14 protein-coding genes and 1 pseudogene are annotated in these 15,506 nt (G+C 72.3%); 7 read left to right on the forward strand and 8 right to left on the reverse strand.

Annotated features, from left to right (window positions below; all coding sequences use genetic code 11):
- Positions 1–136 precede the first annotated feature (136 nt).
- On the reverse strand, positions 137–985 hold the full coding sequence (locus ACH4ZA_RS24025) for a helix-turn-helix transcriptional regulator (protein ID WP_398431523.1): 849 nt from the start codon (positions 983–985) through the stop codon (positions 137–139).
- Between the two features lie 136 nt (positions 986–1,121).
- Here ACH4ZA_RS24025 and ACH4ZA_RS24030 point away from each other — a divergent pair, with 136 nt between their 5' ends.
- Positions 1,122–1,976: an NAD-dependent epimerase/dehydratase family protein gene (locus tag ACH4ZA_RS24030; protein WP_398431524.1), complete on the forward strand. Its 855-nt coding sequence runs from the start codon at positions 1,122–1,124 to the stop codon at positions 1,974–1,976.
- 142 nt (positions 1,977–2,118) lie between these two features.
- On the opposite strand, the gene ACH4ZA_RS24035 is transcribed toward ACH4ZA_RS24030, so the two are convergent.
- The 5 genes from ACH4ZA_RS24035 to ACH4ZA_RS24055 all read right to left on the reverse strand — a co-directional run bounded on the left by ACH4ZA_RS24035 (position 2,119) and on the right by ACH4ZA_RS24055 (position 5,528).
- Positions 2,119–2,601: a VOC family protein gene (locus ACH4ZA_RS24035; protein ID WP_398431525.1), complete on the reverse strand. Its 483-nt coding sequence runs from the start codon at positions 2,599–2,601 to the stop codon at positions 2,119–2,121.
- Between the two features lie 115 nt (positions 2,602–2,716).
- On the reverse strand, positions 2,717–3,463 hold the full coding sequence (locus ACH4ZA_RS24040; RefSeq protein ID WP_398431526.1) for a hypothetical protein: 747 nt from the start codon (positions 3,461–3,463) through the stop codon (positions 2,717–2,719).
- A gap of 99 nt (positions 3,464–3,562) precedes the next feature.
- Positions 3,563–4,450 carry a hypothetical protein gene (locus ACH4ZA_RS24045; protein ID WP_398431527.1) on the reverse strand — a complete coding sequence of 296 codons (888 nt, stop codon included), beginning with the start codon at positions 4,448–4,450 and terminating at the stop codon, positions 3,563–3,565.
- The gene (locus ACH4ZA_RS24050) at positions 4,443–5,063 is read right to left on the reverse strand and encodes an RNA polymerase sigma factor (protein WP_398431528.1); all 621 of its coding nucleotides are present in this window, start codon (positions 5,061–5,063) and stop codon (positions 4,443–4,445) included. The genes ACH4ZA_RS24045 and ACH4ZA_RS24050 overlap by 8 nt, the downstream gene beginning before the upstream one ends.
- A gap of 150 nt (positions 5,064–5,213) precedes the next feature.
- A complete protein-coding gene (locus ACH4ZA_RS24055; protein ID WP_398431529.1) occupies positions 5,214–5,528 on the reverse strand; it encodes a hypothetical protein in 315 nt (104 codons plus the stop codon).
- A 358-nt stretch (positions 5,529–5,886) separates the two neighbouring features.
- Between ACH4ZA_RS24055 and gdhA the strand changes: the two genes are divergently transcribed.
- Positions 5,887–7,233, forward strand: coding sequence for an NADP-specific glutamate dehydrogenase (gdhA, locus tag ACH4ZA_RS24060; RefSeq protein ID WP_398431530.1), 1,347 nt, complete (start codon positions 5,887–5,889; stop codon positions 7,231–7,233).
- A gap of 226 nt (positions 7,234–7,459) precedes the next feature.
- Here gdhA and ACH4ZA_RS24065 read toward each other — a convergent pair whose 3' ends face one another.
- Positions 7,460–8,140, reverse strand: a complete 681-nt coding sequence (locus ACH4ZA_RS24065) for a ScbR family autoregulator-binding transcription factor (RefSeq protein ID WP_398431531.1) — start codon at positions 8,138–8,140, stop codon at positions 7,460–7,462.
- 124 nt (positions 8,141–8,264) lie between these two features.
- Here ACH4ZA_RS24065 and ACH4ZA_RS24070 point away from each other — a divergent pair, with 124 nt between their 5' ends.
- From ACH4ZA_RS24070 to ACH4ZA_RS24085, 4 genes are all read left to right on the forward strand, one after another.
- On the forward strand, positions 8,265–9,260 hold the full coding sequence (locus ACH4ZA_RS24070; RefSeq protein ID WP_398431532.1) for a ScbA/BarX family gamma-butyrolactone biosynthesis protein: 996 nt from the start codon (positions 8,265–8,267) through the stop codon (positions 9,258–9,260).
- Positions 9,254–10,369: an acyl-CoA dehydrogenase family protein gene (locus ACH4ZA_RS24075; RefSeq protein WP_398431533.1), complete on the forward strand. Its 1,116-nt coding sequence runs from the start codon at positions 9,254–9,256 to the stop codon at positions 10,367–10,369. The genes ACH4ZA_RS24070 and ACH4ZA_RS24075 overlap by 7 nt, the downstream gene beginning before the upstream one ends.
- Before the next feature lie 324 nt (positions 10,370–10,693).
- Positions 10,694–11,689: a LuxR C-terminal-related transcriptional regulator gene (locus ACH4ZA_RS24080; RefSeq protein ID WP_398431534.1), complete on the forward strand. Its 996-nt coding sequence runs from the start codon at positions 10,694–10,696 to the stop codon at positions 11,687–11,689.
- A 117-nt stretch (positions 11,690–11,806) separates the two neighbouring features.
- A complete protein-coding gene (locus tag ACH4ZA_RS24085; protein WP_398431535.1) occupies positions 11,807–12,832 on the forward strand; it encodes an enolase C-terminal domain-like protein in 1,026 nt (341 codons plus the stop codon).
- 71 nt (positions 12,833–12,903) lie between these two features.
- Here ACH4ZA_RS24085 and ACH4ZA_RS24090 read toward each other — a convergent pair.
- A pseudogene (locus tag ACH4ZA_RS24090) lies at positions 12,904–13,527 on the reverse strand (AAA family ATPase); the annotation flags it as partial.
- Between the two features lie 642 nt (positions 13,528–14,169).
- Here ACH4ZA_RS24090 and ACH4ZA_RS24095 point away from each other — a divergent pair.
- Positions 14,170–15,351, forward strand: coding sequence for a LeuA family protein (locus ACH4ZA_RS24095; RefSeq protein WP_398431638.1), 1,182 nt, complete (start codon positions 14,170–14,172; stop codon positions 15,349–15,351).
- Positions 15,352–15,506 lie beyond the last annotated feature (155 nt).

A 15,506-nucleotide genomic window follows, 5' to 3' on the forward strand; every position in this document is an offset into this window, starting at 1 on the left:
GAGGAGTTCAGCCGTCGAGCTCGGTGAAGAGGGTCAGTGGCAGACGTGGTGCCGCTGTCGGCCGCAGATGGCGCGGGAGTTCGGGATCGTGGGCATGTGCGGTAGGCAGGGAGCGAACTCGAAGGCGTGCACGCGGTCAGGAGCCCGTCGGCGTCAGGTCCTGCAAGCCCACCACCCGCAGCAACTGCAAGCGCTCGTACGACTGCGTGCCCGGGCGGGCCGTGTGGATGACGAGCTGCTGGTTGTGGTCGGAGTTGACGAGGACCTCGCAGTCGAGTTCGAGGATGCCGATCGTAGGGTGCCGGAAGCGTTTCGTGGAGGCGCGGCGTACGGCGACGTGGTGTTCGTCCCAGAGGCGGGCGAACTCCTCGCTCGCGGCGCGCAGTTCGGCGACGAGGGCGTCAGGTTCGGGGTCCGTGGGGCGGGCCGAGGCCACCGCTCGCAGGCCGGCGACCTGCTCGCGGGCGCGCTCCGGGCGGTCCTCGGGCGGGAACAGCTCCTGGGCCGCCGGGTCCAGGAAGAAGCGGCGGATCATGTTGCGTCCTCGGGGCGGACGGGCGAGGACGTCTCCGCTCAGCGCCCGCGACAGCGCGTTCTGGGCCAGGACCTCGCCGCAGTCGGTCGCCACCATCGCCGGGGTGTCGTCCAGCCGGTCCAGCACCAGGAGCAGGCCCGGGCGCACGTGCGTGCTGGTCGCCTCCCGGCGCGGCGGCTGTTCACCGGTGAGGTGGAAGAGGTGGTCGCGTTCGTCCTCCGTCAGGCGCAGGGCGCGGGCCAGCGCGGTGAGCATCTGGCGGGACGGACGCGGGCCCCGGGACTGTTCCAGCCGGGTGTAGTAGTCCACGGACATGCCGGCCAGCTGGGCCACCTCCTCGCGGCGCAGCCCTGGCGTACGGCGGCGGGCTCCGGCCGTGAGGCCCACGTCGGAGGGGTCCAGGCGGGCGCGAGCGCGGCGCAGGAAGTCGGCGAGTTCGGCTCGGTTCACCTCTCCAGGGTGCGGGAGGCCGGCCGGCTTATCCAGGGACTGGCGATCCCCTGATGAAGAGGTCTCTCGCCGTCGTCCCCGCGTCGGCCGAGGCTGGTCGTCAACGACAGGCGACACAGTGAGTGAGGAGCACATCATGCTGACTTTGGTGACCGGTACGACGGGACAGGTCGGACGCCGCTTCGTGCCGAGGCTGCTGGTCCAGCGGCAGCCGGGCGAGCAGGTGCGGGTCCTGGTGCGGGACGCGGCCCGCGGCGAGCGCTTCGCGGAGCTGGGCGCCCAGGTCGCCGTGGGAGACATGCGCGACGAGGAGACGCTCGGCAAGGCGCTCGTCGGCGTGGGCGCCGTCGTGAACGTCGCCGCCTCCTTCCGCGGGGTGTCGGACGAGGAGGCGTGGGCCGTCAACCGGGACGCCGCGGTGGCCCTGGGCCGCGCCGCGCAGGCCTCCGGTGTGGAGCGGTTCGTGCAGGTCAGCACGAACAACGTGTACGGCGTCGGACGGGGCCGCCCGCTGACCGAGGAGGACGAGAGCCGGCCGGGCGGCGCGATGTGGGGCGCCTACCCCGAGTCCAAGGCCGAGGCCGAGCGCGAACTGCTCGCGCTCAAGGGCCTGGACGTCCGCATCGGACGGCTCCCCTTCGTCTACGGCGAGGGCGACCCGCACCTCGCCAACTCCTTGCATTGGGCAGCTCGTTGGGCTCCGCACCAGCGCCTGCAGATGGCCCACCACGCTGACGTCGCTCAGGGCCTGCTGCGTCTGCTGTACGCGCCGGGCATCGCCGGCCGGATCTACAACATCGCCGATGACGCCCCCGTCACGACGGTCGAGCTCTACCAGCTCAACGGCGTCGGGGTGCCCGCCGGGCTCCACGAGCTCACGGACCCCGACCCGTGGTTCGGGATCGTGTCCAACCAGCGGATCCGCCGGGAGCTCGGCTTCCGGCCGATCTACCCGAGCGTCTGGACGGCCCGGGACGCCGGAGCCCTGTGACGGTCACTGCGCCCGGCCGGTCCACCCCTCTGACCCGCCCCACCGGCACCGCCCCCACCGCCGCACTCACGGCCACCACCAGTAGCACTCGGTAGCCGCCCGGGTACGTCACGATCCGGCCCGCGCCGCCCGCCGGGGCCGGTCACCCGGCGGCGGCCAGGCGATGCTCGAGCTCCTCCTGCGAGACGTCCTCCAGGTGGGTCAGGAACACCCACATGTGCCCCGAAGGATCCTTGACGACGGCGGTGCGGTCACCGTGGAACATGTCCGTCGGGGGTTGGAGGATCTCGGCGCCGGCCGCCTCGGCGCGCTCCGCCAGACCGTCGACGTCCGGTACGAAGACGTGCAGCATGACGGAGGTGCCTCCGCCGAGCGAGGCGGGTGCGGCGAACGGGGAGGCGCCCGTCTCCGGGCCGGCGTCGCCCAGCATCAGGACCGACCGTCCGACGGTGATCTCGGCGTGCAGGATTCCGCCGCCCGGAGCGTCGATCCGGAAGTCCTCACGGGCCCCGAACGCCCGCTGGTAGAAGTCGATCGCCGCGGCGGCGTCGTCGACCATGATGTGCGGGATCACGGCATAGCGGTAGCGGTCGGGGATCTCGACAAGGGCGGTTCGCTCGGTCACGGCGAACCTCTCCGCATGGTGCCGCCGGTCGGATTCCCGCGGCTCTGGAAGGAACCTAGAAGCTCAAGTCCGGTTGAGGTCAAGACCGGGTCGGCCGACCCCCTCGGCGCTCCGGTCAGGAATCCAGCAACTCCCGGCGGGGCTCCCGCGGCGGCGCCTGCTCGTGCGGGGCCGACGCACGGCGTCGGCGCAGCGCGGCGCCTTCCGAGCCGAGGAACAGTCCCAGGGCCAGGGCGGGAATCGCCCAGCCCGCCCGGTCCAGGAGATCCGGTGTGTCCGTCGTGGCGCGAGCCCTGGTGGTCGTCCCGACGGCGCCGGCCCCGGATTCCGGCGGTGCGGCGGTCGGGGTCGCTGCGTCCCGCGGTGCTCCGGGGGGCGTGCGCAACAGCCCGAGGCCGCGGAGCAGCGCCCGCAGCTCCTCCGACTGCTTCGCCCTGTGCCAGCCCCCGACGCCCGAAGAGAGGGCGTCCTGAGCGACGTTCAGCGTCGTGTGGATCCAGACGTCCTTGGTGTCGGGCGTGGACGCGTACAGCCGGTCCGTCCGCCACGGCCGGGCGTCCGGGAGCATCCACGACACGGTGACCATGTCGCCGATCTGGTTCATCCAGGTGGCCTCCGCCCCCCAGTCCGGAGCCTCCTCCCGGCTCACGCCGCGCTCGGATCCGGTCTGTGCGACCAGCTTCTCCATGAGGGCGTACTTCTCGTCCGTGCCGTACAACGACGCTGTCCGCCGGCTGGTCGGCGAGACCAGCAGTGCGCTGGCCGGCCCGCCCGCAGCGGCGGGCGGTGCCATCACCAGAAGCAGGAGCAGCGCGGCCGTCAACGCGCCCGTCGCTGCCGCCCATTGTCGCAGTCCACGCATCCGACACCCCGATCCGTCGCCGTGCGGGCCGTCCGCACTCGCCGAGCCACTTCGGGTACACCGACCGATCCGCCGGGGTTCCCGTCCCGGCGATGCCGGTCAGCGCAGTGACTCGGCGATCTCCCGCGCCCGCTCCTTCGACGTCACGCCCTCCAGCCGCAGGGTGAACGCGTCGTCGTGGACCCACAGCAAGGTGGGTCCCGCCGTGCGCTCGGAGAGGGTGAGGCGGGAGCCGTCCGCCGTGGTCATCGGCAGGCGCAGAAGGTGTGGCTGCGGGAACCACAGGGCGCTGCCCGGCACCCCGGTCAACCGGACCCACTCGACCGCCTGCTCACTCGCCACGGTCTTGCCGTACTCGGGCGCCGGCCGGGCCGCGTACTCGTCGAGCCGGACGGTGCGGCCCCGTTCGTCCCAGCAGAGGGTGATCACGAAGCGGTCCTTCGGCGTACGCGTCACGGACACCGCGTCCGGGGCGCCCAGCACGCCCGGCACGAGCGGGGCGAACCCTGCCCGCCGCCCGGCCTCGGCGAGGGTGACCGGACGAGGGCAGCCCGGCACTCTCGCTCCCGGTGACGGCGACGCCGACGGGTCGTACCGCACCTCGACCCCGCCGAAGTCGAACCAGTCCGCGACCGCCGCTCGCACCGCAGGGGTCAGGACGAGGACGGCGAGCAGCCCGCACAGCGCGGCCGCGAGCATGCGCAGACGCAGCCCGGCCCGCCGGCGCAGTTCCCGCAGCCGCTCACCGGCGCCCCGTGGCACGACCACCGGGGTCGGTACCCGTTCGTCGGCCAGCCGCTGCAGGACCCGCTCGGCCATGGTCTCGCCTTCGTCGCTCTGCGACGGCCGGTCCAGCATCCGCCCCAGGGCCCGCAGTTCCCCGGGCAGTCGGACGTCACCACGGGCGCCCTCCGTGACCCGGCCACCCCCGCGCCGCTCGTGCTCCTCGTGTCCGTCGGGCCCTTGCGGCCTGCCCGGCTCACTCATCCCCCTCACCTCCCCCCTCCTCGCCGAGGGACCGGCCCGGTTCCCACTCCGGCAGCAGACGGCACAGTTTGCGCAGCGCCCGGCTCAGGCGGGACTTCACGGTGCCCCGGGGCCAGCCGAGGGCCGCCGCCGTCTCGGGCTCGTCCATTTCCAGCAGGTAGCGGTAGGTGACGACCAGTCGGTGATCCTCGCTCAGCTTCTCCAGGGCGCCCAGGAGCGCGACGCGGCGCTCGCTCGCCAGCGCGGCGACGGCGGGGTCGGCCGAGGAGCACTTCGGCGGCTCGGCCTCGATGAAGGCCGCCTCACGGTCGGCCAGAGACCGTTGGCGCCCGGCAGTCCGCACCGTGTTCCTCGTCTCGTTGGCCACGATCGACAGCAGCCACGGCCGGAACGCGGAGCCGTCCCGGAAGCGGCCCAGTGCGCAGTACGCCTTGAAGAACGCCTGCTGTACGACGTCCTCCGCGTCCGCCCCGGCGCCGAGTGCCCGGGCCGCCCGCAGGGCGATGCCCGTGTGGGCGCGCACCAGCTCCGCGTACGCCTCCGGCGTGCCGGCGCGTACGCGTGCGATCACCGCGGCCTCGTCGACGGTGCGGCCCCCCTCCCGCGTTCTCACACCCTGCGTACACCGCCCGCGGCGGATCGGTTCCCGTCCTGGCCCGTCCGCTTCAGGGCGGCGTCGGCTCCGGGACGGCCGCTCTCTGCGGGGGTGGAGGACGGCCTGGAGGGCAGGAGCCGTCGTGGCGGCGCGATCCGGGTGCGGCCCTCACCGCGTCGCTCTGCCGTCGCCCGGGTGGTACGGCGGTGACGGCGCGTTCCAGACGGCGTCGTGCCGGCTGAGTTCGCGGCCCTGCCGGGGTGGGAGGGCCTGCGTCACGACGTCCAGGAGAGCGCGGGCCTCGAAGGGGTCGCCGCAGCAGTCCCCGTGCGTGTCGTCCCACTCGTAGTCGTGCCACAGCCGGCGCTCGGGGCGGTGGACGTAGTCCTTCCACATGCGCAGGGCCGCGCCGACGTCTCCTTCACCCATGTAGTTGCGGCTGCGTTCGAGGGCGTGGATCTGGGACAGTGCGCGCGAGGACAAGCCGTCGACGACCGTCGCCTTTCCTCGTGTCCGACGCCGGGGCGCGCCGGCCCGGACGTGTGCCGGCCGCCTACGCGGCATGGACCTTTCGGTTCTTCGCCATGCCGTACATCGTGACCTCGACCGGCCACGGTGTCGAACGCGTTGATGCGCCAGGGGACCGCCGACGGGATCGCCGGACGTACACCTGGGGCGATCTGACGACTTGTCGACACGGGTCGAGGCCGCACCGTCTCCGGATATCGGTGCCCTCCTTCGCTGACACAGCGACTCCTGGCGTCCGTATTCGTTGTCAGGACAGCGGCCAGGCACGCTGGACAAGGTGAGTGCCTGGCGGAACACAGGAGAGCAGGCGCGCATGAACCCCAGTGCTCACATCGAGGCCGTCTACGCACAGGTCTGCCGGCGCAACGCCGGCGAGAGCGAGTTTCACCAGGCGGTGGGAGAGGTGCTGCACACGCTGGCGCCGGCGTTGGAGGCGCATCCGGAGTACGTCGACGCGGTGATCGCCGAGCGGCTGTGCGAGCCCGAACGGCAGCTGATCTTCCGGGTGCCGTGGGTGGACGACGCGGGGCGGGTGCAGGTGAACCGCGGCTTCCGGGTGGAGTTCAGCAGCGCCCTCGGTCCCTACAAGGGCGGTCTGCGCTTCCACCCGAGCGTGAACCTCGGCATCGTGAAGTTCCTGGGCTTCGAGCAGATCTTCAAGAACGCGCTGACCGGACTGGCCATCGGCGGCGGCAAGGGCGGTTCGGACTTCGACCCCAAGGGCCGCAGCGACCACGAGGTCATGCGCTTCTGCCAGGCGTTCATGACCGAGCTGTACCGGCACCTGGGCGAGCACACCGACGTCCCCGCCGGCGACATCGGGGTGGGCGGGCGCGAGATCGGCTACCTCTTCGGCCAGTACAAGCGGATCACCAACCGCTTCGAAGCGGGAGTCCTGACCGGCAAGGGGATCTCCTGGGGCGGCTCGCAGGCCCGGACCGAGGCCACCGGCTACGGCGCGGTGTATTTCGCGCAGGAGATGCTGGCCACGCGCGGACAGGGCTTCGACGGCCGGAAGGCCGTCGTCTCCGGCTCGGGAAACGTGGCGGTCTACGCCATCGAGAAGGTGCACGCCCTGGGCGGGTCCGTGGTGGCCTGCTCGGATTCGTCCGGGTACCTGGTCGACGCCGACGGCATCGACCTGGAGCTGCTGAAGTCGGTCAAGGAGGTGCGGCGGGCACGTCTTTCGGCCTATGCGCAGGCCAAGCCGGGGGCGCGGTTCTCGGAGCGGGGCTCGGTCTTCGAGGTGCCCTGCGACATCGCGCTGCCGTGCGCCACGCAGAACGAACTGGGCGGACAAGAAGCCGGGGCGCTGGTGAAGAACGGCGTCCTGGCCGTCGCCGAAGGCGCCAACATGCCGTGCACCCCGGAGGCCATCGAGATCTTCCGTGAGGCGGGCGTCCTCTTCGGTCCCGGCAAGGCGGCCAACGCGGGCGGTGTGGCCACCTCCGCGCTGGAGATGCAGCAGAACGCCTCCCGCGACGTGTGGACGTTCGAGCAGACCGAGACCCGTCTGGCCGCTGTCATGCGGGGCGTCCACGCCCAGTGCCGGGCCACCGCCGAGACCTATGGAGGCACCCCCGACGACTATGTCCTGGGCGCCAACATCGCGGGCTTCCTGCGGGTGGCGGAGGCGATGACGGCTCAGGGCGTCGTCTAGGCACGCGTTTCGGAAGTCCCGCCTGTCCCCGTCCGCCCGGGGTCTGGGGCCCTGGCGGCGCCGGTTCGCGGGCACATCGCCGCATCGGCGGTGTGCCGCGCCGGCGCCGTCATGGGGACGCCGGCCGGAGTGATGCAGCCCCTGCTCGCGCCCTGTCCGGGAAAGGCAGGGGCCTCGCCCGGGGAAAGCAGGGGCCTCGCCCCGGGAATTGCGGGGGCCGCGCCTCCTACGCCCGCAGGGCCGTGAAGATCAGGTCCCGGGAGTCGGACCAGCGCTGCACGAGATCAGCGCGACGGGTCAGCCGTGCGGAGATGTGCTGGGTGCCGAAGAACGCGGAGACCAGCGTGTGGGCCGCGGCGGCGGGCGAGACCCCCTCGCGCAGTTCCCCTGCCTCCGCAGCCTCCTGCAGCAGCTCCGTCAGCAGGCTGATCCAGCCGACGTAGGGCTGCGGCAACAGGCCCTCCGGCAGGGGCTGTTCCATCTGCAGTCGCGCCCCGCCCTGTACGACCACGTCGTCCTGGAAGGCCTGGGCGGTGCGGTCGAGCAGTTCGCCCACGGTGTCCAGCGGGCCGAGGCCCTTGGCCTGGGCGGCTTCCAGGAGCACGGGCCAGCGCTGGTAGTGCGCCTCGACCACGGCGATCGTCAGCGCTTCCTTGGTGGGGTAGTGGAAATAGACCGCACCCTTGGTCATCCCCACGTGGTCGGCGACGTCCTTGACGGACGTCTTGCCGTACCCGCGCTCGTCGAAGAGCTGCGCGGCGGCGTCCAGGATCTGCCTGCGGGTGTGCGCGGCCCGTTCCTGCTGCAACTCCGGGCTGCGGCCGTGCAGGGCGATGCTGCCCGGGCTGCGCTCGGGTACCGGGAAGGTGGCCCGGTGCTTCTTCAGTTCCACGATGTCTCCGCTCACGGTCGCGTCCAACCCCCGTTGCAATATACCTTCCCGCAGGTATATTTTTCACCGAACAGTCGGTGACCGCCGACCACGCAAGGTCACGGCTGTGCGGTACAGCCGCTTCCGGAGGGGGAAAATCATGTATGACACCGACATGGCGCCCGGCGACACGACCGCTGAGCACTGTGCCGATGTGCATGTTCCGCGTGCTCTAGTCCACAAGAGCGCGGACCGTGAGGTCCTGTTATCGACCGTGCGTCCGCTGGGCGAGGACCGCTTCGCGGTCCGTCCGCGCTGGCCGCACGACCATCTGCTGCACCACCGCGCCGCCGACGGGACCCGGGACTCCCTGGTCGTCGTCGAGACGATGCGGCAGGCGGGGATCTGCCTCTCGCACCGCTTCCACGACGTCCCGGCGGACCACGCGTTCGTCCTGCACGGCTTCGACTTCCACCTCGACGCGCCGCTGCGCGACACCGGAGACGGCGCCGACGTCCTCTTCGACGTCGTCCTGCGGCGCGTGCCGGGCAGCCCGCGCCGCTTCCGTCTGTCGGCCGACGCGGACCTCGTCGTCGGCGGCCGCACGGTGGGCCGCGCGAGCATGCGCTGGGACGCCCTTCCACCCGCGCAGTACGCCCTCGTGCGCAGCCGCAGCGCCGCCGCCGCGTCCCCCTTCGACGTCGTCGACCTCGCCGCAGAGGCCCGGGCGCTGCAGCCGGCCGCCGTCGGCCGCGACCGCCACGACGCCGTGCTGCTCGCGAGCCTGGGTGACGCGTCGGCCGGATGGCAGCTCAGGGAGGACACGGGGCACCCCGCCCTCTTCGACCACGGCAGCGACCACGTGCCGGGGATGGTGATCGTCGAAGGGTTCCGGCAGGCCGTCGTCGTCCGTGCCGCCGAGGACCGCCCGGGTGGCGCAGGCGCCGGGGCCGACGGCTCGCTGCGGACGTCGTTCCTCGCGTTCGGCGAGCTCGGACAGCCCGTCACCATCACCGCTGCGCCCGCAAGGACCGGCGCCTACCTGCTCGCGGCCCGCCAGGGCACGCGCACCCTCGCCACCGCTCTGGCCACCGTCGGCGCGGCCGGCGCCCCGTTCGGCGGCCTCCTCGCCGGGGCCGGTGCTGTCGCGTGCTGAGCGACCTGGGCAAGACGCTGGACGTCGCCCGCGAGGACCGCCTCCAGCTCGACGGGACATGCCGGCTCACCGACCGGCTCGCCGACTCCCTGGCCGACAGCGGATTCGCCCGGCACTTCGTGCCCGAGCGCTGGAACGGCGGCGCAGGCACGTTCACCGCGCTCCTGGACGCGGTCTCCGAGCTGGCCGAAACCTGTGCGTCCACCGCCTGGTGCGCCGCGCTGTACGCGGCGCACGGCAGGCTCGCCGGCTACCTGCCCGAGGCCGGGCAGCGCGAGATCTGGGGCGACGGTCCCGACGTGCGGGTGGCCGCGTCCGTCGTCCCGCCGCAGGGCAGCGCCGTGCGCGTGGACGGCGGCTGGCGGCTGACCGGCAGATGGGCCACGGCGAGCGGGGTCGACCAGGCCGAGTGGCTGCTGCTCGCATCCTGGGCGACCCAGGACCGCGACCCGTCCGGCGAGACGCGGGAACACCGGATCTTCGCCGTGCGCCGCCACACGATGAAGGTGCTGCACACGTGGCGCCCCGTGGGCCTGCGCGGCACCGGTAGCAACACGGTGGAGGGCGACGTCCTGGTCCCGGACCACCTCACCTTCACGCTGGAGGACCTGGGGCGCGTCCAGCCGCACGCCGCCCGCTGTCACGCCGTGCCGTTCTCCCTGGTGGCCTCGCTCGTCTTCGCCGCGCCGGTGCTCGGCGCCGCCGAGGGGGCGTTGCGCACCTGGTGGGACACGCAGAGCGGGCGAGTGCGCCCCGGCGGCGGATCCGTCGTGCAGCCCCTGGTGCTGGCCAGGGCGTCGGCGCACATCCAGGCCGCGCGACTGCTCCTCGAGCGGGTCGCGCAGCGCGCCGACCACGCGCCCGTGACCCCCGTTCTCATAGCCGAGAACCGGCGTGACGTCACGGTGGCGGTGGAACTCTGCGGCACGGCCGTCGACGAGCTCTTCCACGCCGCGGGGCTGCGCGCGCTGGAGGAGGGCGACGCGCTCCAGCGCCACTGGCGCGACATCACCGCGGCGCGCACCCACGGCACACTCGACTTCGGTGCGGCGGCGTCGAGTTACGCCGACGCCCTGCTCGCCGCGCGTGCGGTGGAGGAGGCCCGGTGACCCGCCGTGTCCCCGCCCTCGGAGCGGACGGGGCCCTGCATCGCGCCTGTTCGCCCTCGCCGCCGGCCCGGGCCGTGAGAACGACCTGCCGTCGCCGTGCACGGTGGACCGTCCGGCGGTGGAGCGGAGCGCCCTGCCGAGAGTGAGCCGGCTCGTCCCTTCCCGGCTCGCCCCTTCCCGGCCGGCCCAGGACCGGCCGGGATCGGCCGGGGGAAGGAAACATACCTTCGGGAGGGTTTTTTGTTGACCTGTGGCAGACACGGCGACCCGCCGTCGCCATCCCCGACCCCCAGCACGTTCCTTGCAGGAAGGCAGCAGACGGACATGAGCGCACCGAGCATCGGGCCGCAGGCTCTGAGACTCTTCCAGTACGCCTCGGCCCGCAGTGACTGGACCGTCCGCAGCGCCTGCGAGCAACTCGACACCACCGTCGACGAGATCGAGCACGCCCGCGGCCAACTGATCGACCTGGGCCTGCTCGTCGAGTCGCCCGGCGGTGAACCGGCCGCCAGGGCCACCGCCCCCGAGGCCGCGCTGCTGCGGCTGCTCACCGCCGAGGAGGAGGCCACCGTCCGGCTGGCCGACCGGATGCGTCGCACCCGCGAGCGGATCGACGCGATGCGCGAGGTCTTCCTGCCGCTGCACGTCGCCCGCAGCGGCACGCTCGACAACGAAGTGATCACCGGCGCCGACCGGATCGCACGCGTGCTCGCGGACACCGCCGACATCGCGACCTCGGAGATCCTCAGCATGCACCCCGGGCCCGTCCGGCCGTCGGAGGTGCTGGCCGAGGGACTGCGTCGCGACGTGCAGGTCCTGGAGCGCGGCGTGCTCATGCGGGTCATCCACCTGCGGCCGATGACCCGCATCGTCCACTCGATGAACCATCTGCAGGAGCTGCGCGCCGCCGGCGCCCAGGTCCGCATCGCCGACATCCTGCCGTTCCGTTTCATCCTGGTCGACCGGGTGCAGGCCTTGGTGCCCGCGCTCCACACCAACGCGGCCAACGCCATGATGGTGCTGCGCGGCGAGGCCGTCACCGCCCTGCTGGTCAAGGTCTTCGAGATGTGCTGGGCCTCCTCGGTGCCCCTGGACGACACCGGCGCCGGTGACGAATCCGGGCTCACCTCGCAGCAGTTGTGCGTGCTGCGGCTGATGTCCACCGGACGCAAGGACGAATCCATCGCTCGTGAGATCGGCGTATCCGTGAGGACGCTGCGTCGGGTGATGGCCGACCTGATGGCTCAGCTCGGCGTGGAGAGCCGCTTTCAGGCAGGAGTCAGGGCCGCGCGGACGGGACTACTCGACCAGGGCCCGTGACACGGGCCCTGTCCGCTAGCGGCCACGCCGCAGGGTGCCGCGCCCGCGCTCTGGCGGTCCGTCCGCACGGCTCACACGATGGGGTCCCGGCTGAACGTCCGCGAGTCAGGAGCCCTCGTGTTCGACCCCGCACTCCTCAGGTCCCTCACGGGCACCCCGATGCAGGTCCGGTGTGCCGTCGTGCCCGCCACGCTGTCCGCCGCGGGCGCGGATCCGGGCGCGAGCGGATGGGCCGTACTGCGGGTGACCCTGCGCAACGCGGGCAGCGTCGGACAGGGCGAGGCGGCCCTGCGGCCTTCCGTGGACATGCACGGACGGAACGTCCTGCGCGACCAGTTCGCCTCCGCCGGGCACGGCCTGGAACGGATGATCAGCCCCCTCCAACTGCCAGGGCTGCTCGCGCCGGGCCCGCTGCGCAGCGCCCTCGACTCCGCCCTGTGGGACCTGCTGGCCAAGCGAAGCGGACAGCGCGCGTGGGAGCTGCTGGGCATGCCGCCGCCACGACCGGTGCCCGCCCTGCGCACGGTCCCACCGGTGGCGACCGAACTGCTGGAGCGGGAGCTCAGGGACAGTGCGGACTTCGCCTCCCTCAAGCTCGAGCTCGGCGGGGGCGGTCTCGCCGACGACCTCGCCCGGCTCACGGCCGTACGCCGACTGCGGCCCGACGCCTGGCTGATGGTCGACGCCCGCGGGGCCTGGGATGCCGACCGGCTCCATGTGATGCTGCCGATCCTCCACGCCCACCGCGTGCGCATGCTCCAACAGCCGTTGCCGCAGGCCCGGTCGGCGGCTCTCGCCGCCCTGCCCCGCCCCTTTCCCATCATTGCCTCCCTGACCCACGAGCAGAGCACCGACCTGGGGCGCCTCGGGGAGTGCTACGACGGCGTCAACCTCTCCCTCGACGCCGTGGGCGGCCTCACGGCGGCGCTGGGCGTCATGGAGCAGGCCGGTCAGCGAGGCCTCGCCGTGCTGCTCGACTCGCCCCCGGCGACCTCGCTGTCCTGCGCGCCCGTGCTGCACGCGGCGCCGGGCGCCGACCACGTCGCCTTCCCGCGGTGGCTGGACGCATCCGGAGCCGGCGCCCCGGCACGGCAAGGGGAGGGCGGGATGCTGCTCCCGCCCTCCCCTTCGCTGTGGGGGTGAAGGCCGTGGCGGATCCAACCACGGTAGTCGGCCAGCGGTTCCCCTGCCGGCCCGATCTCTTGCGGTTCGTCGGCGTTGTCCAGCACCAGCAGCCACCGCCGGGTCCGGTCCAGCTGCCGCCACACCACATCGGGCAGACTCGCCCGCCCGGCCCGCGCGGACTCCAACTCCGCCTCGGGCAGCCCACAAGCCAGTGCCGTCTGCACCATCTGCTGCGCCAGCTCGGCGGAATCGCGCCAGCGCACCCAAAACACGCGCCAGCCGGCCGCGTCGGCCTGCGAGGCGAACTGCGCGGCTACCGTTGTCTTGCCCATTCCGCCAGCCGCGCACAACACCGCGAACCGTCCTCGGGGCCGCCGCAGCATGCCGGCCAGCTCGGCCAGCGCGGTTTCGCGTCCGCGTACGCGCTCCACATGCGGGGGGCGCAGGGAATCATGCAGGCCCCTGACCGACCGGCCCACCGGCCCCAGCCGCGCCGGCGGTCCTGCCGCAACATCCAGCCGTCGGGTCCACAACACCAGCCCGATGCCGGCCACCGACAGCACGGCGAACAGCGGCCAGATCACCCACGGGCGAGCCGCCCATCCCGGCACGGCGGCACTGGCGTAGTTGGTCACCAGCCCCAGCCCCGCCGCCGTGACTGCAGCGGCTCCCGTCACGGTCGACCCAACCCACGCACCCTGCCTACGCCGCATCGTCGCCACCCCCGGTCCACCGTCACCAGCATGCCCAAACCGAGACCACCTGCGCAGGAGGTTGAAGGACTGGTGGTCAAGCTGGTGAGGCGCCCCTCTCCCACGACCAGCACACCCGTTGCGAAAGAGCCGGCAGCCAGGCAGCGCCGGTGCAGGCGGTATCGAACTTGCCGGGTACGTGGCCGCGTACCGGGCTGGGTACTTTCACGCGAACGCGACACGGTGAGCAGGTAGGTCCGAAATCATTTCCGGGACAGCCCTTGCCCGCGGGCCGCTCCTCAACCCCAGATCAGGTCGTCGTCGAGGCCGCAGTGCACAAGGGCAGTCGGATCGGTCGGGGAAACACGCACGGGGATGACCTTTCCTTCGGGAAGTCCGGACGCCTCACAGCGCCTTCGCCGAAACTCTCGCACTCCACCTCCACCCCACGGCAGGCAGCGGAGCTGACCCAGAAGTGACGTGGCCCTAACCGGCCATCGGCGAGCGTCCCCGAAATTCCGCGGGGGCTGTCCGACGCATACGGGTCATGGCCCCCAGGGGCCAGTGCCGTCGACTCATCGGCGACGCCGACTCCGCCTAGCCTCAACGGTGTTGAGCTGCGTGAGCAGCGTCGGGCCGAAAAAGAGTGAGGAAGAGGACACGATGTCAGTGGAAAAGGAATCACGCCGGGTCTCTATTTTCGACACCACCCTCCGGGACGGCGAGCAGGCACCCGGAAACGCGATGACCCCACGTCAGAAACTCGATATAGCACAGCGCATAGAGGCACTCGGCGCGGATTACATCGAATCGGGGTTTCCGGCCTCCTCGCCCAGCGAGTTCCAGGCCACTCGCCTCATTTCCCGGCACCTGACCTCCGCGCGCTTCACCACGTTCTGCAGGGCCGTACGGTCCGACGTGGACACGGCCGTCGAGGCGGGCGGCGTCGAACGCCACCAGGTGCAGGTCATGGCCACCGGCAGTGACCTGCACCTCGCCCACAAACGGGGCATCAGCCGTGACCAAGCCGTCCACGAGGTCGCCGACACCGTCGCCCACGCCTACGCCCTCGGCGTCGAGGAGGTCTCCGTCGGCATCGAGGACGCCAGCCGCGGCGAACTCGACCTGCTGCGCGCCATCACCCTGGGCGCCGTCGAGGCGGGGGCCGTGTGCTTCGCCGTCGCCGACACCTCCGGGTGCCACCTCCCCCAGGAGTACGCGGCGCTGATCACCGAATTCCGCTCCTGGCTCCCGCACGGCGTCCGTGTCGCCACCCACTGCCACGACGACTTCGGGCTCTCCCTCGCCAACGCGGTCGCGGGCCTGGCGGCCGGCGCCGACGAGGTGCAGGTCACGCTCGGCGGCGTCGGCGAACGCGCGGGCAACACCCCGCTCGAGGAGGTCGCCGCGTTGCTCACCTACAAGGGTGCGCTGCTCGGTCTGCACACCGACATCGACGTGGTGAGGATGTACGAGGCCTACACCGCCCTGCGTGCGGCGATCGGACTGGAGGAACCCCGGAACAAGGCGATCTTCGGCACCTACGCCTTCGGCACGGCGGCCGGCATCCACCAGCAGGGCATGCTGCGCAACCCCGCGACGTACGAGTACGTGGAGCCGGCCCGCTTCGGCCGCGAGCGCTCCCTGCTGGTCGGACGGCATTCCGGCCGGGCCGTGCTGCGGCACATCCTCGACGAGCTGGGGATCGCCGTGAGCGAGGAGGACCTGGCGGGGCTCTACCGGACGCACATCGCCGAGCGCATCGGCGGTGACTGCGAGGACATCTCCGTGGTCAAGGCACGCCTGGCCCGCGAACTGACGACACGGCAGCCCGCCGCCGCCTGAACCACGCCCGGATCGACGTACGGAATCGACGTACGGAATCGACGTACGGAATCGACGTACGGAATCGACGTCCGGACCGGGGCCTGCCGTACGCCGGCCCCGGTCCGGACGTCCGCCGTGCATGCGGGCGATCGCGGCGCACCCGGCCGCACCTC

Origin of the sequence: Streptomyces sp. NPDC020597 (assembly GCF_044335095.1) — a bacterium.
Classification (GTDB): Bacteria; Actinomycetota; Actinomycetes; order Streptomycetales; family Streptomycetaceae; genus Streptomyces.